A 23,277-nucleotide genomic window follows, 5' to 3' on the forward strand; every position below is an offset into this window, starting at 1 on the left:
TTATTTTTTCTGCTCGGAAGAAGTGTTTTCATCGTTCACAGCGCGGGTTATAAGCTGTTTTATGCGATTCTTTTCTTTGTCAGTTAGAGGAAGTGCCTGTTCGATGATAGGGAGGATTTCCGTGCTTTTTTCCGACTGCAATAACAAGTCGATGAAACCGAGATAGGTGCGGATAAGGTCTGTTTTAATGCCGAAGAAAATGCGTGGATCTACAATAAATAGTTCCTGTATTAATGCTAACAATAGGTTTTTTCTTTTTTTATCTTGTTCCGAGCTGCTGTATTCGGGCAATAGGCCTTTTCTTTCTAGATCTGTTAATTTTACCGCGACAGCGTGCTCTAGTACATATTTTTTTTGCTTTCTATCCAGTAAATCACGTAACTCAGCATGTAAATTCCGATAAATAACTTGTTTGGCCTTCCCCGAGAAAAGATTATCTTCTGTAGATAGGAGGATATCTTGTTGTTCAAAATGATCAAAGAAGGTAGATTCAACATAGACGGAGTGGTGGAAATTGATCGCGTTATTGTTGAAACTGCTAAGTACTTTGGCAATTTCCTTTTTATCGCTATTCAGAAAATAATAATAATATCGATCACCAATTTGTTGGTTCCAGCGAATGTAATTGATGGTAAAATGATAAAAAGTATCACGATCAGGGCTATAGCCTGTCCAAGAAAGCTGGTCTGTCTCTTCGATTAAATGGTCATAAGCTAATAGCTTCCCATTGACGCGTATGGCGTAATTCCTATCCTTATTCAAGTAGAGAAACCAGCCAAACTCTTGTGCGAGGAAATTGTTAAAGTCGTCGCTTTCAAAAAATGTAGCATTAAGTCCAAAAACGCCTTCAAGAGTAACTTGCGTTCCCGTATTTTTAGATTCTACCAGCCTGCTTTCACTGATATCGTATTGCTCTTTACTTTCGCGATCAATTTGAATTCGGTAGCTTGAGAAATATTCATTCTCCTGAAAAACGGTATCCCAAATCGCACGTGTTGCAAAAAGCGAGAAAGAAAATCGACCCTTTCCCTTTTTTCCTCTGGTATAGGAGCTCCGTTTGAGACTATTTTTTTTTATAGAATCCAAAAAGTTTCCAAATGAGGAAGAAAGTGTCTCTAGGGGTATGCCTTCGCCATTGTCCTGTATGCTTACACGATTAATGTAGCCTAATTCATTACTGTCTATAGAGAGTTCAATCTGTGTGGCTTTTGCATCAAATCCATTCCAGAAATATTCAGCAATGGCATGTTTAGGGTCTTTGGGAAGTCCTGCTGATTCGATACTTTGGTTCGTTATTTTTGTGCTTTTCTTCATCATAAAGACGGTTTAGCTTAAAACTTGTATAAAACAGATGGAAATAATTTGGTCGATTAATTCCATTTCAATGTACGCTATTTTTTAGATCTCTGGATTAGAAATGTGAAAAAATAAGCAAGTCCAAAACAGATAATAAGATCGAAAAGAAAATAAATAGAATTGAAACTACTTCGATTCTCAGGTTCCACTGAGCGCTTGCCACCCATATATTCATAAAAAGGAAATGGAAAACCCAATCTGTCATTTCCATCGGATATGCTATCGCATTTGGCGAAGAGAATGGTAGTCGTGACTGTTATTACACTAAAAATTACCCAGGTTTTTTTTGGGAAATTTGAAACTATCTTCATGGTTATAGCTCTTTAAGTTGTTTAAAATTACATAATATCATGCGGAGATGTATATTTCTGATTCGTATCAATATGGCTATTTAACGCTAAAGCTGATGTGTTGATATAGAAATTGCTTTTTTGAGTAGAAATATATCTAAATTTAGTCTATGCTTATAGAAACTTTAAAAAACCTTTTCCGACGGGACTTAAACAGGCTGCGTGATGAAATTTCTTTGTACAAACAGGAAGGAAATATATGGCTTATTGAACGTGATATTTCCAATTCAGCTGGCAACTTATGTTTACACCTGATCGGAAATCTTCAAACATATATTGGTGCTGAAATAGGCAAGACGGGGTATATCAGAGATCGAGCGGCTGAGTTTTCGTTAAAAGACATTCCTCGAACACGATTATTAGATCAGATAGATGATACGATTGATGTGGTTACACGTTCTCTGGATCTGTTGTCGGAGGAGAACCTTTTTGAGATATATCCCATACTCGTGTTTGAGGAAAAAACAACAACGCAGTATTTGCTTGTTCATCTGACCACCCATCTAACTTATCACCTTGGCCAAATAAACTATCACCGGCGACTACTGGATCAACCTGAGGTATAGTTAATGTATTGGTAAACCTATTCTTGTTCTAAAACATAGGAAACAAATTTATAGTATGGACATAAGAAAAGCGGTATTATCTGATGCTCCGGAGCTCGCAACCTTGACCGAACTGCTGGGTTATCCAGCCGATATTGAAGGAACGAAAACTATTTTGGAGGATCTGTTGCGGTAGCAGGAGTATGCTGTATTTGTGGGGATTATTGATAATAAAACAGTTGGCTGAATTCAACTTCATCAGGTCATCAGTATGGAGACTGGTGTTTATGTAGAAATCATTGGCTTGGTTGTCGATGAAGAATATCGAGGGTTAGGCCGATTATTATTGCATTCGGCATCCGATTGGTCTAGGTCTGTCGATTGCTACCGTTTGCGTGTAAGATGCAATATCATTCGGACCGAAAGCTATAAGTTTTATCAAAATAGTGGTTTTATACTAAAAAAGGAGCAGAAAGTTTTTGATTCTTTGCTTTAAAAGGTGAACTTTAGCCCAATTAGATATCGAGACCATCAAACATTCTACCTGTATCGACTGTTGATTTCTCGAAGACCCGACTTAGATAAAATGAGAAGAATCTTTACATTAATTGCCTGTTGCTGTGTTTTTAATTCGCATGCGCAGCGTATGGACAGTATTACCACGGTGATCGCACCTGAGTATGACCGAGTGGGGTTACTGCATCGATTTTGGCTTGGAGATAGTTACCGTAAATTGTATAATACTCCTGTTAAGATGCGTGTGATGGATCTCGCTACAGAGCGGGGCGGGCTTCAGATTGTTAAGTTGGGTGGTGGCATGCAGACACAGTCACTTCGACTGGTAGATTCTATGGGTAGGGAGTGGGTTCTTAGGTCTATTCAGAAATACCCTGAACGTAGCCTACCGGAAAGCCTTCGAAAGACATTTGCAAAAGATATAGTACAAGATCAGATTTCGATACATCATCCATTTGGTGCATTGACCGTTCCGCCATTTAATAAAGCCTTAGGTATTCCTTCAGCTTCGCCAGAACTGGTTTTTGTAGGAGATGACCCTAGGTTCGGCGAGTATCGTGAGGTATTTAAAAATAGGGCCTATATGTTTGAGGCGCGTACCCCTTTTGAGGATCAAAAAACGGATAATAGCGCAAAAGTCATGCGTAAAGTGTTGGAAGACAATGATACACAAATTGATCAGAAGCTCACACTACGTGCACGATTGTTAGATTTTACGTTGGGCGACTGGGATCGCCATCAAGACAACTGGCGTTGGGACCCTGAAAAAGAAAAAGGTAAAAAGATCTATACGCCTGTCCCTAGAGATAGGGATAAGGTGTATTATAAAACTTCGGGGGTATTTCCAACATTACTTTCCTATCAATGGTTGAAGGCCCATTTGCAACCCTTTAGTCCACATATCCGAAATGTGCCCCATTGGAATTTTAATGCAAGTACTTTTGATCATTTTTTTCTCACGCATCTTACGGTGGACGAGTGGATTGACGAAATACAATTTGTTCAGAAAACATTGACGGATTCGTTGATTCATCAGGCTATGTTAACGATGCCTGATACCATTGTGAAAATGAGCGCGAATGAACTGGAAACAAATATTCGTTCAAGAAGGGACGAACTGATGGAAAGTGGATTAACCTACTACCGATTTCTAGCCCGTGTCGTTGAACTACCATTGTCCGCCAAATATGAATTTGTAGATGTCGATTACAATAGTGATGGTTCGGTCACTGTCAATATCCATAACAAGAAAAAGGATGGCACCGAAGGGCGAAAATTGCTAAAACGTACTTTTGTACCTGATCAGACCAAAGAAGTTCGCATATATGGTATATCGGGCGTTGATGAATATAACTTCCATGGATCGGGCAAATCGCCCATAAAGTTTCGGATTATTGGTGGTGATGGTCAGGATTTGTACCGTACAACAGACAAATTTGCCAATGGCAGCAAAGTTTATATTTATGATGGTAAAGACCAGGTTCAGGGTACTATCCAGGTTGATGATGCTATTCATCTGAAATTGAGCAAAGACAGTGCTGTCCATACGTTTGACTATGACAATTTTGTCTATGATCGTAAAGGAGTTGTTTTTAATTTGGACTATGGCGTTGACCGCGGACTTATTTTTGGACTGGGGTATATGATCGAAAATCAAGGATTCAGAAAAAAACCTTATGCGTATAGGCATCAGTTTCTTGCCAGTTATTTGACCGGTCGCGAATCATTTATGTTTGATTACAAAGGTAATTATAAGGAACTCATTGCAGGGCATGATCTTTACATTCATCTTTCATCCCTTGGGCCCAAAAACCTGAGCAACTTCTTTGGGTATGGAAATAATACCATTTTTGATAAATCGGATTCAAAGCGCATTTCCTATTACCGAAATCGATTTGATCTTGTGAATGGTGATATTTTTCTAGAAAGATACCTAGCCCCCAAATTCAAGGTTTTCTATGGATCCTCCTCCGAATATTATAATAGTAAAGAATTAAATAATGTTGGACGATACTTTGAAGAGTTTCATGAAAAATATCCTTCGGAGCCTATCTACGGTAGTAATTTTTTTACTGGGGTCACCACTGGTATAGATTACGATACCCGCGATAATATCAGTAATCCAAAATCGGGAGTACATTTTCACACTAGATTGGGGTGGAATGCTGAAATCGGAGGGGAGGGCCGCAACTATACAAAATTACAGCATTCCATGAGTTTTTATAAAACGGTTGCCGACAACTATATTACTTTTGCTAATCGTGTGGGATTTGATGCGGTATGGGGAGATCCCTACTTTTATCAGCACGCACAAATTGGAGGAGAAATGAGCTTAAGAGGGTATAATTCTCGGCGATTTACTGGGAAAACAGCGCTTTATAATAATTTTGACATGCGATTGAAATTATTTAGCTACTCTTCTTATATCGTTCCTGGAACAGTCGGGGCAATTGGTTTCTATGATGTAGGAAGGGTCTGGATGAGTCATGAAAATTCCAATGACTGGCATATGGGATATGGTGGCGGAATTTATTTTATGCCAGGAGATCTATTAACTATTCAAGGAGTAATAGGGTTCAGTAAAGAAGCAACCTTGCCCTATCTCCGAATTGGACTTTCTTTTTAAAGACCTAAAACGAAGCTTTTAAGTATAAAATGAAATCGGAGATCAAAAAAAAATTAGATAGAAATTTTGCTGAGCGTAGATTACGAAATAGCAACATCGATTTATCTGTGCTAAAACACTATAAGAGTTACGCAAAAACTTTTGCCGACATTCATAACGGTATAGTCGTACTGAGTGACCTGACGGCAAACTGGAGTTATACCTATATGGGGACAATTGCAGAACGACTTTACCTTCCTTCATATGACAAGAAGCTGGAAATAAACGGTATTTGGGAAGATTTTCTTCTCGAACGTGTTTACCCCGATGATTTGGCCATTAAGCATGCTTTGGAGCTTCAATTTCTCAACTTGGTCAAAAAAAAGGATCTGGCGGAGCGATTCAATTATCAAGCAAACAGTATACTTCGGGTCGAAGGGAGAGAGGGGCAAATCATCCAGCTGTCCCATCAGATTTTTTACTTGGACACCCCAGGACCGGAATTCCCCCAGCTGGCTTTATGCTGTTATACCTTACTACCAGAAACTGAAACTTCAATCAATCTTCGAAATTATATCCTCAATCAGGTAACAGGCGTAGTCCATCACTTAGATGGCTATGGTGCGAAAACTTCGATTAGTACACGAGAGAAAGAAATTTTAAGCTGCATCAAGGAGGGGATGGTTAGTAAACGAATTGCCGAAAAACTAGGGTTGAGCATTAATACCGTTAACAGGCATCGGCAAAATATACTCCAAAAGCTTCGTGTACGAAATTCATATGAAGCAGTGAGTGTGTTTAACAAGATGCAGCAGGACATACTGACTTAAGATGGCGCCCGTCTATGGGGCTGTCTTAGACGGGCGTCGATATTTTTTAGTTTGAATTATTCTCTTTCAGCCATTTGCTTCGACGTTGATCTGCAAGGTGTTTGATCGTAAAATAGTCAAATTTCGCCTGAAAGCCATTGCCGTCTGGTGAAGCTGCCATTAAACCAACCATAACAGGGTGATTATCCTGCAGCCAGGCATTCCTCATCATGATATACTCCTTGTCATCAAAAGAATAGAAAAATTCGACAGCATCTAATCGACGTATTGCTTTGATCCAAATAAAAGGGATTTCCTTATCTATTGGAATAATGCTCCAATCACTCGTTTTATGCGTAACGACCGTACTCAAATTGTATTTTCCATCCACAAATTCTATCCATGCTTTTATATAGTTTTCATGATCAATGCGCAGCATGAGACCTGCTTGGTCAAAGCGGGTTTGGTAGTTCGCCGAGATCTTTGCCTTGACTTCAAACTCTCCCCCGCGTAGCGTATAGAAAAAGGGGGCGTCGTCTACTGTAAATCCATAATGAGAGATACGCCAATAATCGCTTTTAGGCGTAACGAACATCGAAAGTGAATTGTCTTTGATGTTCCATTCTGTTGGTTCGTTAAACCAAAGCATCTTATCCAATTTTTGTGCGCTGGCCTGTGTCGTAAGCAATGGAAATAATGAAGCTGCTAAAAATGTCTTTATAGTTTTCATGTTTTTGTTTTTGTGATGATATTCATTTTCATCAGCAAAGATATTTAAGCATAGCACAGGTTTTCAATACTGATAAATAACCATGATTTCAATAATTCATCCTATTGTAATTTATTTGCAATTTAATTGCATTTAATGTTTTTGCTACATAGTTGCAATAGTGAAAAATACTATCTTCGCTGAGTTGACTTTTAATCCACTGTAGTACCGAATCGGTATAGCAAACAAGATCGATTTCAATTTTAAACAATATAAGCAACAGCAGTATGGAATTTTGGGAACGTAATTTTATAGAGAAGCAAGAAATGTGGGGGGATGAAGCCGCAAAGTCTACAACGTTTGCAGTAGGCTTTTTTTTGGAACACAACATCAAAAATATACTGATTCCTGGGTTCGGCTACGGTCGCAACGGTCGCCCTTTTTTGGAAAATGGAATAAAAATTACAGGCATTGAGATCTCGAAAACGGCAATAGAACTCGCCCGGAAATCCTTTGGGACAAATACGATAATCCATCATGGTTCGGTTAATGAAATGCCTTTTGATCAGGATATATATGACGGTATATTTTGTTACGGGCTTATTCATCTATTGGATGCTGAAGAACGTAATGCGTTAATCCAGCATTGCTTTGACCAATTAGCTGAAGGAGGTTATATGATTTTTACGACCGTATCAAAGCTAGCGAGTATCTATGGAAAGGGGGAGGCCATAGGCACTGATCGATTTGCAATGTTTGATGGAGTACATATGTTTTTTTACGATATTGATTCCATTCATGCCGAATTCGATCCCTATGGATTAATGGAAATTAGGGAGGTAGAGGAAAATTTTCCATTCTACTTCATCATTTGTCAGAAGAGGATTAATATTTAAATATATATATTTATGAAAGATGATAGAAGCTATGAGGTAATTATCGTTGGGGGAAGTTATGCGGGGCTTTCTGCAGCGATGGCATTGGGACGTTCCTTGCGGAATGTGTTGATTATCGATAGTGGGCTACCTTGTAATCGACAGACGCCGCACTCTCATAATTTCATTACGCATGATGGTGAAAAGCCGCTTAGTATAGCGAAAAAAGCGAGGGAGGAAGTTCTGAACTACCCGAGTGTCAAGTTCCAGAAAGGGCTTGCTGTGAGCGGCATGATGACAGCTACAGGGTATGAAATAACCACCGAAAATGGGGACGTCTTTCAGGCTAAAAAGCTCATTTTTGCGACTGGTGTGGAAGATATTATGCCTAGTATACAAGGATTTTCAGCCTGTTGGGGAATTTCGGTTATCCATTGCCCATATTGTCACGGTTATGAATTCCGAAAAGGAAAAACTGCTATTATGGCCAATGGAGAGCGTGCGCTTCACGTAGCGGGATTGGTCAATAATCTCTCGAACGACTTAACGCTATTGACTTCGGGTAAGGCTAGTTTTGATGTTAAGCAGAAAGCAAAACTGAAGTTACATGGTATTTCGATTATTGAAGAAGAAATAACTAAAATCCAGCATAAGAATGGATGGGTCCAACAGGTACAATTAAAAGACGGTCGTGAACTTGCCTTTGATGCTGTTTATGCTGCCATACCTTTCAGGCAACATTCGCTTATTCCTGCTATGTTAGGTTGCGAATTGACCGATCAGGGACATATAAAAACAGACAATTTCCAGAAAACAACAGTCGCGGGTGTTTTTGCCTGTGGAGATAATTCCAGTATGATGCGTTCTGTAGCGAATGCGGTTGCTGCAGGAAACCTAGCTGGAGCAATGGTTAATAAAGAACTTGTTGATGAGGTTTTTTAGTGGCCATATTGATCTGTTTTCCGGCAGTGGTGACACATTGTTAATTCATCAGGAAGTTTTTACAAAAACTTCCTGATGCGTAAATGCTGTCTTTATTAAATTTTTTTGTCCAAATTTTACTGAAATAATAGCTGCCGATAAGATAAACCGACACCAGGAAGTGATCCTTTATGATGGATAATCGTTTTAAAAGTCGACGGTTCCTACTCTACATTTGTTGAATACGTTCGGTCCGACTAGCCGTTTCCCGTCCCCATTCTGCAATAGATTCTAATAGCGGAATAAGCGTCTTGCCGAATGGTGTAAGTTCGTAATCTACTTTCAAAGGAGCTTTTTCGGTATGTACTGTACGCTTTACTAAACCATCAGCCTCAAGTTCCTTTAATTGTAAGCTTAATGTACGCTCGGTAATTAATGCACATTCTTTTCTTAATTCATTATAACGTTTTTTTTCAATTAGATGAATCAAAATTACTGCTTTCCATTTTCCGCCTATGTATTTCATAGTTAGGCTGGTACTGCATGGGTATTGTTTGTTGTCTATCAAATACATCTGTTACTATCAAGTTTGACCGTTATTGCAAATATATAATACTATATTTAAGTTTGCAACTATAAAATATATAGTTAATTTAATCTTGTATGTTATGGCTTTTTTAGAAACTGCAAAGCAACGTTACACAACGAAAAAGTATAATTCAGAAGCGCTAATTCCGGAGGAGAAAATCGCTGAATTAAAGGAAATAATCCGATTGAGTCCATCTTCCATCAATAGCCAGCCATGGAAATTCTTCTTTGTCTCTTCTGGGGAGATGAAACAAAAACTCGCTGCCGCATCCTATTGGAACGCACAGAAGATAAATGAGGCAAGCCATCTGGTTGTCTTTAGCGCACTTACCGATGTAGATCGCTTTGAAGAGCAGATCGCAAACACGCTTCCAGAGGGATCGATTAATTACTATAAGCAATTTTTGCAGTCGAAAGGGGAGTTCCATGTTCAATCCTGGATGAAGCAACAGGTGTATCTTTCTTTGGGATTTTTCCTTGCAGCCTGTGCTGCAAATCATATTGACGCAACCCCAATGGAAGGAATTGAAAATTCCGTCTACGATGAAATACTGGAACTCGATGGCTATCAGACGCTGTTTGCAGTTGCTATTGGCTATCGACATGTGGAGGATGCAAATCAGCCTGCAATTACCGCAAAATCACGTTTGACAATTGCAGATATAATTGAAGAGTTCTAGGTAAAAAAAGATGAAACCAATAGTGGTTTCATCTTTTTTACATTAGTTTAAACTTATCTTTTTGCCCTGTTCGGGGAAAACATAATTTATTTTAAGTGGATTATTGTTGAGCAATTCGTTTTTAATGATTTCAGGGTTGTTACCAGTTGGTTTTCGGTGTGTGACTACTATGCTTAGCCCTTCCAAGTTTTTTAGTCCCGTTTTTTCTTTGAGCTTTACGAGTTCTTCTAGCAGCAAATTGGGGGTTAGGTGACCGAAGAGTAAATTTTCTGGCTGATTATTTGGGAAGGAGACTTCAATCAATATGCTGTTTAATTGTTTATTTTTGATCAGAGGGGTAATCTTATTCCAGAGCTTATCTAGCTGATCGGATTTTTCCACCCGGTCCGCGCCAGTATCGCCGAGGTAAAGGAGGTAGTGATTATCATGGCGGACAAGTGCTGCACTACTTTTATATGGATTTACATGGCTCAGCTCATATGCCGTCAAAGATAATGCTGTATTTGGTACTTGCATTTCCAGCCCCTCCTGTAAACTGTTGTAATGATACTTTCCTAGTATGGGTTTTTGGCCCTGATCCCCAAAATTGATCCAGGTATCCGTGATGAAATAGTGATTTTGTAGAATTTGAAGGACCGGATCAATAGCGAAAATGTTCTTTTTGCTATCGGCAGGAGAATTAATAATAAGACCCGATAGATGATCGAGATGTCCATGGGAAATGAAATATCCCTTTATTTGGTTATGCAAAATTGTTTCGACCGATCCATTTAGACTTTTCAACACAATAGCTTTTCTAATCCCCGTATTTATGGTTCCGGCGTCGAGGCAAAGGAAGGCAGTATCTCTTGGAGTGCCTACTAAATAAGCAGAAAGATTGTCTTCTTGTTCGCCACCATATATTCCCAGCGGGACAAGGTCAAAATGCTGTGCCTGACAGGTCATGGTCACAAGAAATGTAAAAATGGAAAGCGCTAGTTTTTTCATGATTATTAAACTAAAAACCCATCCGTTGTTATAGGATGGGTTCAAATTTACGTTATTTTTTGTTTATTGGTTGAATCGGTAACGTACACCCAGCTGAATTCTCCAGCGTGAAGTTTCATCCACACTGTTCGAGAAAGTGTTGGTTAAAGGAATCTGATTTGTTGCATCTAAATACGGGAATGAGAATGTTGGTTGTCCCTGCGCATTCAATCCTTTGTAATTTAAGATACCGTTCGCTTTGTTGGCAAATTGGGCAACTCCCCAGCTTTTGTTGATCATATTACCGAAATTAAATACATCAAAAGTAATCTGCAATTGATGTTTCTTACCGCTGGTATTTAAAAATACATCTTGCGCGATGCGGATATCCAGTGTTCCGATCATTTTTCCTACCAATGCGTTACGTTTCGCGTATTGGCCTCTGTGCGCGTTCAGGTAATTGTCCTGATTAATGTATCCGTTCAATTGAGACCATAATTGATCAGCTGTCCGAGTGTCTTGCACATTGTCGCCAACAAGTGCAATTTCAGCTTTACTATTTGGAATGTAGATCAAGTCATTACCAGACAAACCATCATTGTTCAGGTCACCGCCATAAGTATAAGAGTAGCGAGGCCCGTCCTGCAGTTGATAAAATAAGGAGAATGTCGTTCCTAAATGATCCAGGTATTCTTTACGGTAAGAGAAGTTGGCAATAAATCTATTTTTAACCAAATAAGTTGAATAAGATAGGTCAGCGCTATTTGGATTACCCGACACATAGCGATCACGCCACATGGATTGAGCAATAGATCCTCCATCGTTCACAGATCTTGAATCTGTATAGGTATAACCGATATTTGCAAAAAATCCACCTTTGAACTCTTTCGACAATGTTCCTGTCAAGGTATAACTATAACCTTTTGATGTATTGGACATCACAATGGCGTCGGAAATATTCGGATTTTCGGGAGTAGGTTGAGCAGCACCATAAATACGTGGAGTATTGTAACGCATACGGTTATCGGCACCAACTAAAGCTTTACCGTCCGTCGTATTTAGATTGACGTTACGGAAATAGACCGAATTGATATCTTTTGAATACATGGCTTCAAAAGTACCAATAACACCGCCTGGTAATTTTTGGTCAATGGCAAGGTTCGTTCTCCAAAGCTGCATAAATTTGAAGTTATTATCCGTTACCGCCAAGTTATAACTCGAGTTGTTGGCTGCAGTTTGGTGGTTCACATTGCGATAAGCATCTACATCAGGTGTAAATGGGCGGTTTGTAGGATTATTAATAGATTCAGAACCAAACATAACACCATTATTGCCGGCCTGATTAGAAATCCATACTAATGGCGGACGACCCGTAAAGATTCCCGATCCACCACGTACCTGCGTTTGATTTGTTCCATTGACATTCCAATTAAATCCAATTCGTGGCGACCAAAGAATTGCACTCTTTGGATATTTTGATACATCGATCTTTTCACCTTGATCAAAATTCAACTTGGTTACATTATCATTTTTCAGTTCATTGGGGGATGATATGTTAGTCAAATCGGCTCTCAATCCAGCAGTCAATTTAAAATGATCATTTACAGCATAGGTATCCTGTGCATATAGACCAAACATACGTGCTGAAATTTCTGCATAAGGAAATGACCCATCAGGTAAAACAGAATATTGGATTTGGTATTTGGTTGCGTTGGAAACATTATTTTTTGCAGAGTTGTAGAAGTCATCTAAACTGGCAAATGTATAGGCTCCATAATAGTTCGGTGCAAATCCATTGGTGGTTTTGTAATTTTCAAAATTGGCTCCCAAGGTAATCTCATGCTTTCCGGCATAAATATTAAAGTTGTTGGTTGCTTGAAATACCTTCGTCTTTAAGCTATTAAATGCTGTAAATGGTTCGTAACCAAATGCTGTCATGCTACTACCGTCGGGGTTCATGATGTCTACCAAAGGAAATGGTTGGCCACCTTTCGACTCTCTATAGTCGTTCATGACATTGTATCCTACGGTCAATGAATTAGAATATTTGCTACTGATACGCGTACGTAATTCTAAATTCACATTGTCCATGTTGTTGTTTATACCGTAGCCTGCTGAGCTGAAAGGTAGGCCAAGGTTGGACGGTTGCCGATTATTTTTGGGCGCACCACTATTGGACGGTAAGATGTCGCGATAGGAACGAAAGTAGAAATATTTAGCGCTTAAGGTATTTTTTTGATCGATATTGTAATCTAATTTAACGGAAAATTTGTCACTGCGTGTATCCAAAGGATAATCTTGATAAGATCCAGGATTATACCCGATCGATTTAAGGTAGTTGGCTAGCTCATCAAGTTTCTCCGCAGATACGGTTGAAACATTCGGCCCCGTATTTCCTCCGCGTGAAGCTATAAAATTTGTTCCTGGGTCTGTTCTTCGCTCAAGCTCGCCGCTTGCAAAAAAGAATAGCTTGTTTTTGATAATTGGTCCCCCCACGGTAAAACCATAGCCTTTTAAGCTGAAGTTGTTGACTGGTGCTCTTAGTCCGGCCGAATTGTATTTGTTGACTAAATTCTGATTTCTGAAATAATAATTTAACGAACCTTGTACTTCGTTGGTACCACTTCTTGTTACGGCATTGATTGCAGCACCGGTAAAACCATTTTGTCTTACGTCATAAGGAGCAATGTTTACTGAAATCTCCTCAAAGGCATCCATATTGATAGGTTGCGAGTTTGTTTGGCTTCCGATGGTTCCTTGTAGTCCAAACGCGTTGTTAAATAGCGCGCCATCGATGGTAAAGTTATTGGCAAGGTTGCTTCTTCCTGCAAAAGAAGGATTACCGTACTGCATCGAAAATTGAGGGGTCAGTTTGACAAAGTCTGTAAAGCTTCGATTGAGTGTGGGTAGATTTTGAATCGCTGTGCGGGAAATGTTTTGTGCCGCACCTGTTCGGCCGGAGTTGAAGACTTTGCCCTGTCTCGTACCTACAACGACAGCTTCATCCAATACTTGCGATGCGGACTGCATCTGAATATCTAATGTTGAGCTTTGTCCCAAAGCCAGTTTCTCGATCTGCTTGATATTGGGTGAATGCCCAAGATAAGTTACAGTGATTTGATAAGGGCCACCAATTCTCATATTGGGGAGATTATAGCGTCCATCACTTCGCGATGAAGTAACGTACTTTGTCCCAGAAGGTAAATGTATGGCTTCAATTGTCGCCCCATTGATTGGCGAATTTCCCTCTCTGACGGTTCCATTCAGAGCAGAGGTGGTTTCATTTTGCGCATAGGTAAGTGAGGTACCGATTGTGCTTAGCAAAATGCTGGTAATCAAATGTTTTCTCATTTGTTTTGTAGCTGTTTAAATGACTAGGTGATTTTTAAACCGCGATAAAGGTAGGAGAGTAGTATTGATTTTGTGTTAAGTAAATATTATTTAACGGTTTCCACTGTCGTAGGTATAAACCGTTTTTTATTATTGATAATTCAGTCCAATCTTGCTTGCGGCTATTTTTTAATTTTGATTATGTTTACGTTTTTTCTTTTGTTGTTTAGTATATTCAAACCTATCTAACCGGATTGGATTTTATCGTTACTTATGACCATAAATTTTAAAAACATAGATTATTTGAAGTTTGGAAACGACGTGCAGAAAAAAGCCTATCGGTTATTGACTGACTATCAAATTACTACTCTTCTTGATGCTTATGATCCGATTGTAGTTGGTACGATACCGATTCAGCTAGATGTGGGTGGGAGTGATATAGACATTATTCTTTGTGTCGACGATTTTGATGCTCTTGAAGAAATGCTGTCTCTTAATTTTTCGAAACATGCACATTTTCGGTTACAGCGGCCGGCCGATCGTGTAATCATCTGCCGTTTCACGATTGAAGAGCAGCTTTTTGAAATTTATGCAACGGATAAAGCAACTGAAATTCAGAGTGGATACTTACATATGCTTAAAGAGCATGAAATTATTCAATTGAGGGGTGGAGAATTCGCTGAACAGGTCAGACAGCTCAAGAGGAGTGGGATAAAAACTGAGCCTGCATTTTGTCAGCTATTGGGAATTGAAGGCGATGCATATACAGAACTTCTAAAGTATAATCCAGCAGATAACACGATGAACTATGAATGATTTTAATCTATAATAGAATGAATCCCCTAGTTGAACAGTTCAAAAAATATGGCTATCTCAATGAAGCAATTGAGAAAGCGGTAGAAAATAGAACGCGTTATTTCTTTAAGAAAAAGGGCGAGCATTTTTTGAGAGAAGGGCAGCATTTATCCAGCTATTTTGTTTTAAGTACAGGATTACTACGAGCTTATTTTTTTAAAAACGGACGTGAAATGAACAGCTGGTTTGGTGAGGAAAACCAGATTTTTGGATCGATTTTACCCGTTTATACTGAAAAACCCTCTTTTGAAAATATTCAGCTTCTTGAAGATTCCGAGATCTATGCTATTTCTGTAGACGATTTAAATGAATTGTATAGAATTTATCCTGAACTAAATCTTATCGGTCGGAAGATTGCCGAGGAGGTTTGTATTATTCTTGAAGAACGGATTATGTCGCTGCATACCGAATCTGCAGTAGAACGATATCAATCGCTCATACGCTTACAGCCAAATTTGTTAAATAGAATTAATCTCGGTCATATTGCATCATATTTGGGGATTACACAAGAAACACTTAGTCGGATCCGGCGATAAGGTACGATTTTGATATAAGTCAAAAAATGCCCCTCATTTAGCGATTATCTTTGCTGTAGAAATTTAAACTATTGAAAATGAATTGGATTGCATTGATCATCGCTGGCATTTTTGAAATTGGCTGGCCGCTCGGATTAAAAATGGCTCAACAGCCAGATTCAAATAAATTGGGTTGGATCATATTGGCTATTGTTTCTATGAGCATTAGTGGAGGATTATTGTTTTACGCTCAAAAGGCAATTCCTATCGGTACAGCTTATGCCGTATGGACAGGTTTGGGAGCTGTGGGAACATTGATTGTTGGAATCTTTTTTTTCGGAGATTCTGCCAATATATTTAGGCTCCTTTCAGCAACATTGATCGTCGCTGGAATTATCGGTTTAAAAATATTCTAAAAAGCCACAGGAAATGCTATTTATGTTAGGGAAGATTTAAATAAATTATAAAGGTGAGCTCAATTTGCTTGACTAGAATGTTCAAAGTCGTTTGAAACGCACTTTTTTAATCAAAACTCCTTATAAAAGAGTAGGTTGGGATGATTTTTGCTTGATAATCAAATTATGAGGCAAGAACTAGCAGAAAAAATAGAATTGTATAGTAAAAGGTACGGCCTATTTATGCGGCCGGAGTATGTTAGCTTTGCTCGGGACACGACAAGACTTTTGCTTCGCAATGAATGTCTCCGTGAAGGTGATATAAAAGCGTACCAAGACTATATTGCTTCGCATTATCCGGAAGATCTTCCCTGGGAAATGAAACAATATCAGGAAACGACCAAAGCATTGGAACGAATGAGTAAGGAAATGGCAATTGCTTGGGTGAATACGCATCAAATCAATATTTTCGAATCCGATATTTTTATCGATGATGAAGATTCAATTTTGCGCCCTATTCAGTCAAAGGATGAAGATATGTTTCGCTATAATTTTAATGCGTTGGAAGAACTCATCTACAATCACCAAAGACCAGAAGATCTATTTCGGCGGAATAGGGATTGTTTTTGGATAGATACAAGAATTGAATGGCGGTAGTAATACTTCTTGCGATATTTTTTATAATCGAGACGCTAAAACAATTTTTTGTTTTAGCGTCCAAGTCCTTCGCATATCTGAAGGACTTTTTTTATAAAAGCTTTATTTTTAGATTTCTAAACGATACGCCTCTCGACCAATCCTGCAGTGCTAATTTCCCATTGATATGCTTACCAAACTCCGGATAATCTTTGAAATTACTATGCTTTACTAAATCTTTCCATTTAGCTGAATTAAAATCCATTTCAGCGGTGATTTTTCCATTTAGGAAGAATGTAATTTTTCCATCTTTCTGAACGATACTGGATTCATTCCAATCATCTTGCGTTTTAATGTTGACAAAGTTTTGTTGCGGTAGAAATGTATAAAGACAGCCCGAACGCTTTAGCGGTTTATCAAAATCAGGATGGGAATCTGCCAACAGTTGGTACTCCGGTCCAGAATGGTAGGTCGCATTAATATCGGGTCTTTCCTGTACGTTGACAAAAACGCCACTATTTCCCTCTTTTTCCAGCTTCCATTCAAACTTAAACTCATAATTTTTATACTCTTTGTCCGATACCAAGTCGTATTTTTGGCTTTCACTGTTTGGGTCACAGTAAATTGTTCCATTTTTTACAATCCAGGCCGTAGGCGCATTTTTGCTATTATTGTACGTATGCCAATTGTTGAGCGTGTTACCATCAAATAAAAGTTGCCAGCCATTACGTTGCTCTTCTTCTGTCAATGTATTGGGACTGCTTTTTTCATTTTGACAGGAGAGTAAAATACAGCCCAGAAAGACCCATAAGGTGATTTTTTTGAAAAGGTTTAAGTTTATCATTGTTTTTATTTTTATAAGTGTCTTTTTAATACGTTTTCCCAACCAATATGTATTCCCTAAAATAATTTTTAATGTGAACTTTTGGAGACAATTTCATATTCCTTTGCAAATTTGTTACATAGTGCTTCTGCTAATACTTATCCCGAGGTTCACATATTCTCCCATTCATTCATGAATTTTTAAAATGTGCTGGCCCATCATTTTAAAAGATAAATCGGCTCAAGCCGTCTATACTTTTTTGGTCACCTTTCAAGCATAGATGACAAGGTACACATTATAATGATTTGATCACATTTTCAGCATAGTCATTCTCATTTTGATAAAATAACCTTATCAAAATGATAGGATTCTCCAATTCTATTTTGTCACTTATTTTTTTATATCATCTGATTAATAGCGTTTTATGATGTTTTTCGGTACAGTGGAACAGGATTTGGCTTATGGGGACAAATGAATGTAAATATGAAAACAGGACGGAAAAGAAAAGTATGTGGTAAGAGTCCGCCGAGGGGGACGATCGGCAAAGCTACTAGTATTAAATTCAAGTTTAAAAAATGAAATCGCAAGTCACTAATAAAGTTTAACAATGGTAATAACAATCATACTCATCATAACTGGACTATTTTTCTTCTGGTTATTCTATAAAATGGTCGACTTTTTCGGCAAAATATAAAATAAATAATATGAAAGAGAAGCAAGAAAATAAAGGCAGAGGTTCCGCTCATAATGTGTCGGGCGACCGTATAGCGAAGGTCATCGTAGTGGTATTGATTATTGCAATGATTTTTCAACTCTATATCGGGTAGATTTTGATACATAGTTTTACGAACAACATGAAAAAATTAAATCAATACGGTGCAGGTCTGTATATGGCGCTCCATTACAAAGAAATCCGATCAGAGATTAGTTTCCTATTACGGAAGCACAATTTTGCAGGAGCTTTACAGGCTGTTATTAATCATCTTCGGAGCTTAATAGTACTGCAAAGCACGGACAAAATCTGCCAGCATATTCATTTTCTCGGAATGATTTATGGACGAGGAAACAATTATGTAAAATACATTTTGGAAAATCTTTTTGTTAGATCTTTAGGAGGTCTTCGACGTATAAGTTCGGTCAATGCATGGGCAGAAATCGAAGCCCAGCTACCAACACCATTTTTAGAGGTCCTCAAAGGACAACAAATCCATAACCTTCTAAAATCAAAGTAAATGACAGCTTTATTTATTGTAGCACTACTGGTTTTTACATACATCTGTTATGTACTCTTAAGGCCAGAAAAATTTTAATAACAAGATTACTCATTCGTCATTGTCAGCGATGAAACTGCGCTTTCAGTCAGTCCTTTTGGCATTACGAAGTCAAAAGAAGGGCTTAAAGTTAGCTGACGATTGATCATGATACACTTTTTATACAAATCAATTAAAGAAATGAATACAGAGATTCTTGGAATCATAGTGATGTTCATCGTAACATTACTACTCGGACTTCCCCTCGGGAAATATATAGCTAAGGTATATGGTAACGAAAAGACCTGGTTAGATCCATTGTTTCAACCATTGGAACGTTTTTTTTATCGAGTGACAGGAATTAATCCCAATGTTCAGATGACTTGGCAACAGCACCTCGTTGCTCTTCTGACAATTAATCTAGTGTGGTTCCTGTTGAGTATGGCTATCCTGATGAATATGGGAAGTTTGCCTTTAAATCCAGATGGAAATCCTGGAATGACTGCTGATTTGGCTTTTAATACCAGTATATCCTTTTTGGTTAACTGTAATCTCCAACACTATTCTGGGGAGTCGGGCGTGAGTTATCTAGGACAAATTTGGCTCATGTTTCTCCAATTCGTGACTGCAGGCGTGGGAATGGCTGCTGCAGTGGTTATTTTTAAAGCTTTTAGGGATAAAACAACAACGCAATTGGGCAATTTTTACGATTTCTTTGTGAAATCTTGCACCCGCATTTTACTCCCTATCTCGGTCCTGGTTGCTGCCATTTTCGTGTTCCAAGGCATGCCGATGACATTCGAAGGTAAGGACAGTATGATTACAGTTACTGGAGATACCGTACAGGTAAGTCGAGGACCAGTAGCTGCCTTTGTTCCAATTAAACATCTGGGAACAAATGGAGGTGGTTTTTTTGGTGCGAACAGTGCGCATCCATTCGAAACTCCCAATTATTTGACCAACATGGTGGAAATGATTGCCCAGTTTATTATCCCGATGGCGATGATATTTGCATTCGGCTTTTTTATTCGCAAGCGTAAATTTTCATGGATGATGTTTGGCGTGATGACCATTGGGTTTATCATCCTGACGATTCCAAATATAAAAATGGAAATGGCTGGAAATCCAGCGATCGCACAGATGGGTATTGATACGTCTATGGGGGCTATGGAGGGAAAGGAAGTACGTATTGGTGCCGCAGCATCCGGCTTTTGGAGTATTGTCACAACGATGATTTCGACGGGATCAGTCAATTCTATGCATGATAGTTACATGCCCTTATCTGGTATGAACGAACTGATAGCCATGATGGTGAATGCCTTTTATGGCGGTGTGGGCGCGGGGATACTCAATTTCTTCATTTTTATTATACTCGCCGTTTTCATTAGTGGCTTGATGGTGGGGCGCACACCAGAGTTTATGGGTAAGAAAGTTGAAGCGCGCGAAATGAAAATCGCCATGATTGTTGCTCTTGCCCATCCTTTTCTAATCCTTGTCGGTACAGCACTTGCGACAGCATTTCCAGCCCAAGGTGCTTCTACATTGAATAACCCTGGATTCCATGGTTTTAGTGAAATATTGTACGAATATACTTCATCCGCAGCCAACAATGGTAGTGGTTTTGAAGGTCTTGGAGATAATACCATTTGGTGGAACATTTCGACAGGTATCGTATTGTTACTCGGCCGATTTATACCGATTATAGGCCCAATTGCTATTGCTGGGTTATTGGCTGAGAAGAAATTTATACCTGAAGGCGAGGGAACGCTAAAAACTGATACAAGTACATTCGGTTTAATGGTATTCGCTGTGATCGCGATTATTGCAGCACTCTCTTTCTTCCCTGCGTTGGCACTGGGTCCAATTGCGGAATATTTTTCCATGTAATACGTAAAAATTAAAGAATTCTAAAAATGAGCAGTCAACAAACATTGTTTCAGAAAGAGCTTGTACAACAAGCGTTAAAGCAATCTTTCGTGAAGCTAAATCCTAAAATAATGTTCCGTAATCCAGTGATGTTTACCGTGGAAATCGGGACGTTGATTATGGCCGTGGTTTGTCTTTGGATAATGACCGGAGAAAAATCACAAGGTACACTTGGTTATAATTTTACAGTATTTCTTATCCTATTTTTAACCTTGCTGTTTGGCAATTTTGCGGAGGCAATTGCCGAAGCCCGCGGAAAGGCGCAAGCAGATAGTCTTCGGAAAACTCGGGAGGAAACTCCTGCAACCCTGCGCGATGGTCGGGTCGTTTCATCCGCTCAATTGAAAAAAAATGATGTTTTTGTTTGTCAGGCTGGTGATGTAATTCCATTGGATGGGGAAATTATCGAGGGGTTGGCGACAATAGATGAAAGTGCAATTACCGGTGAATCAGCACCGGTGATCCGCGAGGCTGGGGGCGATAAAAGTTCAGTTACAGGTGGCACCAAGGTTTTATCCGATCGAATTGTCGTGCAGGTAACGACAGAACCGGGTGAAAGCTTTCTGGATAAGATGATCGCACTGGTCGAAGGGGCAAGCCGCCAAAAAACACCTAACGAGATTGCCTTAACCATCCTTTTGGCAGGTTTTACACTTGTTTTTATTATCGTAACGGTGACCTTAAAACCATTTGCGGATTATGCCAATGTCGGTATCACCATTGCTTCGTTTATTTCACTTTTTGTCTGTCTGATTCCAACGACAATAGGTGGTCTTTTATCGGCGATTGGTATCGCGGGAATGGATCGCGCACTTCGTGCAAATGTTATTACAAAAAGTGGCAAGGCAGTTGAAACGGCGGGTGACATTGATGTCTTGTTGCTTGATAAAACTGGAACCATTACGATCGGAAATCGTAAGGCGACAAATTTTTACCCCGCCGATGGTGTCATGAAAGAAGCGCTGGTACGTGCAGCAACATTGAGCTCCATGGCGGATGAAACACCAGAAGGGAAATCAATTGTTGAATTGGCTGGTGTCAACCCATCGAGCTATAAGGTCGAAAACCCGGCATTCATTAAGTTTACCGCCGAAACCCGTAGCTCGGGAATAGACTTTGAACAGACACGTATTCGTAAAGGTGCAACAGATGCTATTCGAAATATCATTGTAAAGGCTGGAAATCTATTTCCTCAGGAAATAGATGAGCGCGTAAAGCTTATTTCTCAAAATGGGGGGACCCCATTGGTCGTAGCCGAGAATGAACAAGTACTCGGTGTCATAGAATTGCAGGATGTGATAAAACCCGGGATTCATGAACGCTTTGAAAGGTTGAGAAAAATGGGTATTAAGACTGTTATGGTGACAGGAGACAATCCGTTAACGGCCAAATATATTGCAGAAAAAGCAGGGGTGGATGATTTCATCGCCGAAGCGAAACCCGAAGACAAGATGAACTATATCAAAAAAGAACAGCTTGACGGGCGATTGGTCGCCATGATGGGGGATGGTACAAACGATGCTCCGGCACTTGCACAAGCGGATGTTGGTGTAGCAATGAATAGCGGTACGCAAGCTGCAAAAGAGGCTGGAAATATGGTCGATCTCGACAATGATCCGACCAAATTGATCGAGGTTGTGGAGATAGGTAAGCAATTGTTGATGACCCGGGGTACGCTGACAACATTCAGTATTGCAAACGATGTTGCCAAATATTTTGCGATTATTCCGGCCCTGTTTATTGCGGCAATACCGGCACTTCAAGGTTTAAATATTATGCAGCTCAGTAGTCCACAAAGCGCCATACTATCGGCTGTCATCTTCAACGCAATTATTATCCCATTACTGATTCCTTTGGCATTAAAGGGAGTTGCATACAAACCTATAGGCACAAGCGCATTGTTACGGAGAAACCTGCTCGTTTTTGGACTTGGTGGAGTGCTCGTTCCATTTATTGGTATCAAGGTCATAGACCTGCTGGTTTCGCTATTTATCTAATACATTTTTAATAATTAAAGCAAAGATGAAAACACATATATATCCAGCAATAAAGATTACAATAGTTTTATTGCTCCTGCTGTCAGTTGTATATCCGGCCCTTGTTTGGGCAATAGCTCAGATAGCACCTAATCATGGAAAAGGGGAAATGCTAGCGTACAACGGGCAAAAGTATTACAGAAATATTGGACAGGCCTTTACGCGTGATGATTACTTCTGGTCGCGTCCTTCCGCTGTTGGTTATAATGCAGCAGGATCGGGAGGAAGTAACAAAGGACCCTCTAATGGGGAATATCTTTCGGAAGTTAAGGCCCGTATTGATACGTTCTTAGTCCACAATCCCACCGTAAAACGCGAACAGGTACCGGTAGACATTGTTACAGCCAGTGGCAGTGGTTTGGATCCAGATATCTCGGTAGAGGCCGCAAAAATACAAATCGATCGTGTTGCGAAAGCAAGAGGTATATCGGTAAATAGCTTACAGTCTCTCGTTGATGCTCACGTTCAGACCCCTCTATGGAATATGTTTGGACCTCGCAAAATCAATGTCCTTGAACTAAATATTGCTTTGGACAAGATGGTTGAAAAATAAAATTGACCTGATGGGTCATTGATTTACACTTTACAAGA

The 23,277-nt window shown here is 39.3% G+C and carries 23 protein-coding genes; 17 read left to right on the forward strand and 6 right to left on the reverse strand.

Annotation, left to right across the window (positions count from 1 at the left end):
- The gene (locus tag B3H30_RS14520; RefSeq protein ID WP_286834534.1) at window positions 1–1,317 is read right to left on the reverse strand and encodes an ATP-binding protein; all 1,317 of its coding nucleotides are present in this window, start codon (window positions 1,315–1,317) and stop codon (window positions 1–3) included.
- Between the two features lie 499 nt (window positions 1,318–1,816).
- On the opposite strand from B3H30_RS14520, the gene B3H30_RS14525 reads away from it, so the two are divergent.
- The 4 genes from B3H30_RS14525 to B3H30_RS14535 all read left to right on the forward strand — a co-directional run bounded on the left by B3H30_RS14525 (window position 1,817) and on the right by B3H30_RS14535 (window position 6,202).
- Entirely contained in the window at window positions 1,817–2,272 is a 456-nt protein-coding gene (locus tag B3H30_RS14525) for a DUF1572 family protein (RefSeq protein WP_070565471.1), read from the forward strand.
- A gap of 250 nt (window positions 2,273–2,522) precedes the next feature.
- Window positions 2,523–2,747: a GNAT family N-acetyltransferase gene (locus B3H30_RS24890; RefSeq protein WP_070565469.1), complete on the forward strand. Its 225-nt coding sequence runs from the start codon at window positions 2,523–2,525 to the stop codon at window positions 2,745–2,747.
- Between the two features lie 90 nt (window positions 2,748–2,837).
- Window positions 2,838–5,393, forward strand: a complete 2,556-nt coding sequence (locus B3H30_RS14530; protein ID WP_286834537.1) for a BamA/TamA family outer membrane protein — start codon at window positions 2,838–2,840, stop codon at window positions 5,391–5,393.
- A gap of 29 nt (window positions 5,394–5,422) precedes the next feature.
- Window positions 5,423–6,202 carry a helix-turn-helix domain-containing protein gene (locus B3H30_RS14535; protein WP_083295908.1) on the forward strand — a complete coding sequence of 260 codons (780 nt, stop codon included), beginning with the start codon at window positions 5,423–5,425 and terminating at the stop codon, window positions 6,200–6,202.
- Window positions 6,203–6,248: 46 nt separating this feature from the next.
- Here B3H30_RS14535 and B3H30_RS14540 read toward each other — a convergent pair whose 3' ends face one another.
- Window positions 6,249–6,911 (reverse strand): DUF1349 domain-containing protein, encoded by a 663-nt coding sequence (locus B3H30_RS14540; protein ID WP_286834540.1) that lies wholly within the window; start codon window positions 6,909–6,911, stop codon window positions 6,249–6,251.
- A 266-nt stretch (window positions 6,912–7,177) separates the two neighbouring features.
- On the opposite strand from B3H30_RS14540, the gene B3H30_RS14545 reads away from it, so the two are divergent.
- Both B3H30_RS14545 and B3H30_RS14550 read left to right on the forward strand, forming a co-directional pair.
- On the forward strand, window positions 7,178–7,786 hold the full coding sequence (locus tag B3H30_RS14545; protein ID WP_070565463.1) for a class I SAM-dependent methyltransferase: 609 nt from the start codon (window positions 7,178–7,180) through the stop codon (window positions 7,784–7,786).
- Between the two features lie 12 nt (window positions 7,787–7,798).
- Window positions 7,799–8,707 (forward strand): NAD(P)/FAD-dependent oxidoreductase, encoded by a 909-nt coding sequence (locus B3H30_RS14550; RefSeq protein WP_070565461.1) that lies wholly within the window; start codon window positions 7,799–7,801, stop codon window positions 8,705–8,707.
- A gap of 208 nt (window positions 8,708–8,915) precedes the next feature.
- Here B3H30_RS14550 and B3H30_RS14555 read toward each other — a convergent pair whose 3' ends face one another.
- Window positions 8,916–9,212, reverse strand: a complete 297-nt coding sequence (locus tag B3H30_RS14555) for a winged helix-turn-helix transcriptional regulator (protein WP_201303552.1) — start codon at window positions 9,210–9,212, stop codon at window positions 8,916–8,918.
- A gap of 142 nt (window positions 9,213–9,354) precedes the next feature.
- Here B3H30_RS14555 and B3H30_RS14560 point away from each other — a divergent pair, with 142 nt between their 5' ends.
- Window positions 9,355–9,954, forward strand: a complete 600-nt coding sequence (locus tag B3H30_RS14560; protein ID WP_070565457.1) for a nitroreductase family protein — start codon at window positions 9,355–9,357, stop codon at window positions 9,952–9,954.
- Between the two features lie 42 nt (window positions 9,955–9,996).
- On the opposite strand, the gene B3H30_RS14565 is transcribed toward B3H30_RS14560, so the two are convergent.
- Window positions 9,997–10,941 carry an MBL fold metallo-hydrolase gene (locus tag B3H30_RS14565; protein WP_070565455.1) on the reverse strand — a complete coding sequence of 315 codons (945 nt, stop codon included), beginning with the start codon at window positions 10,939–10,941 and terminating at the stop codon, window positions 9,997–9,999.
- A 63-nt stretch (window positions 10,942–11,004) separates the two neighbouring features.
- On the reverse strand, window positions 11,005–14,271 hold the full coding sequence (locus B3H30_RS14570) for a TonB-dependent receptor (protein WP_070565453.1): 3,267 nt from the start codon (window positions 14,269–14,271) through the stop codon (window positions 11,005–11,007).
- A 282-nt stretch (window positions 14,272–14,553) separates the two neighbouring features.
- On the opposite strand from B3H30_RS14570, the gene B3H30_RS14575 reads away from it, so the two are divergent.
- The 4 genes from B3H30_RS14575 to B3H30_RS14590 all read left to right on the forward strand — a co-directional run bounded on the left by B3H30_RS14575 (window position 14,554) and on the right by B3H30_RS14590 (window position 16,672).
- Window positions 14,554–15,066: a DUF4269 domain-containing protein gene (locus tag B3H30_RS14575; RefSeq protein WP_175441984.1), complete on the forward strand. Its 513-nt coding sequence runs from the start codon at window positions 14,554–14,556 to the stop codon at window positions 15,064–15,066.
- A gap of 17 nt (window positions 15,067–15,083) precedes the next feature.
- Window positions 15,084–15,641 (forward strand): Crp/Fnr family transcriptional regulator, encoded by a 558-nt coding sequence (locus tag B3H30_RS14580; protein ID WP_070565449.1) that lies wholly within the window; start codon window positions 15,084–15,086, stop codon window positions 15,639–15,641.
- Window positions 15,642–15,718: 77 nt separating this feature from the next.
- On the forward strand, window positions 15,719–16,036 hold the full coding sequence (locus B3H30_RS14585) for a DMT family transporter (protein WP_046674567.1): 318 nt from the start codon (window positions 15,719–15,721) through the stop codon (window positions 16,034–16,036).
- Between the two features lie 165 nt (window positions 16,037–16,201).
- On the forward strand, window positions 16,202–16,672 hold the full coding sequence (locus B3H30_RS14590; protein ID WP_070565447.1) for a hypothetical protein: 471 nt from the start codon (window positions 16,202–16,204) through the stop codon (window positions 16,670–16,672).
- A gap of 91 nt (window positions 16,673–16,763) precedes the next feature.
- Here B3H30_RS14590 and B3H30_RS14595 read toward each other — a convergent pair whose 3' ends face one another.
- Entirely contained in the window at window positions 16,764–17,495 is a 732-nt protein-coding gene (locus B3H30_RS14595) for a 3-keto-disaccharide hydrolase (RefSeq protein ID WP_070565677.1), read from the reverse strand.
- Window positions 17,496–18,178: 683 nt separating this feature from the next.
- On the opposite strand from B3H30_RS14595, the gene B3H30_RS14600 reads away from it, so the two are divergent.
- The 6 genes from B3H30_RS14600 to B3H30_RS14620 all read left to right on the forward strand — a co-directional run bounded on the left by B3H30_RS14600 (window position 18,179) and on the right by B3H30_RS14620 (window position 23,239).
- Window positions 18,179–18,301, forward strand: a complete 123-nt coding sequence (locus B3H30_RS14600; RefSeq protein WP_256604641.1) for a hypothetical protein — start codon at window positions 18,179–18,181, stop codon at window positions 18,299–18,301.
- A gap of 27 nt (window positions 18,302–18,328) precedes the next feature.
- A complete protein-coding gene (locus tag B3H30_RS14605) occupies window positions 18,329–18,706 on the forward strand; it encodes a DUF7674 family protein (protein ID WP_070565445.1) in 378 nt (125 codons plus the stop codon).
- Entirely contained in the window at window positions 18,707–18,784 is a 78-nt protein-coding gene (locus B3H30_RS24895; RefSeq protein ID WP_084823209.1) for a potassium-transporting ATPase subunit F, read from the forward strand.
- 141 nt (window positions 18,785–18,925) lie between these two features.
- Entirely contained in the window at window positions 18,926–20,611 is a 1,686-nt protein-coding gene (gene kdpA, locus B3H30_RS14610; RefSeq protein ID WP_070565443.1) for a potassium-transporting ATPase subunit KdpA, read from the forward strand.
- Between the two features lie 26 nt (window positions 20,612–20,637).
- Window positions 20,638–22,647, forward strand: a complete 2,010-nt coding sequence (kdpB, locus tag B3H30_RS14615) for a potassium-transporting ATPase subunit KdpB (RefSeq protein WP_070565441.1) — start codon at window positions 20,638–20,640, stop codon at window positions 22,645–22,647.
- Between the two features lie 25 nt (window positions 22,648–22,672).
- On the forward strand, window positions 22,673–23,239 hold the full coding sequence (locus B3H30_RS14620) for a K(+)-transporting ATPase subunit C (RefSeq protein WP_070565439.1): 567 nt from the start codon (window positions 22,673–22,675) through the stop codon (window positions 23,237–23,239).
- Window positions 23,240–23,277: the final 38 nt, after the last annotated feature.

Origin of the sequence: Sphingobacterium sp. UBA7038 (assembly GCF_002494055.1) — a bacterium.
GTDB lineage: Bacteria > Bacteroidota > Bacteroidia > Sphingobacteriales > Sphingobacteriaceae > Sphingobacterium > Sphingobacterium multivorum.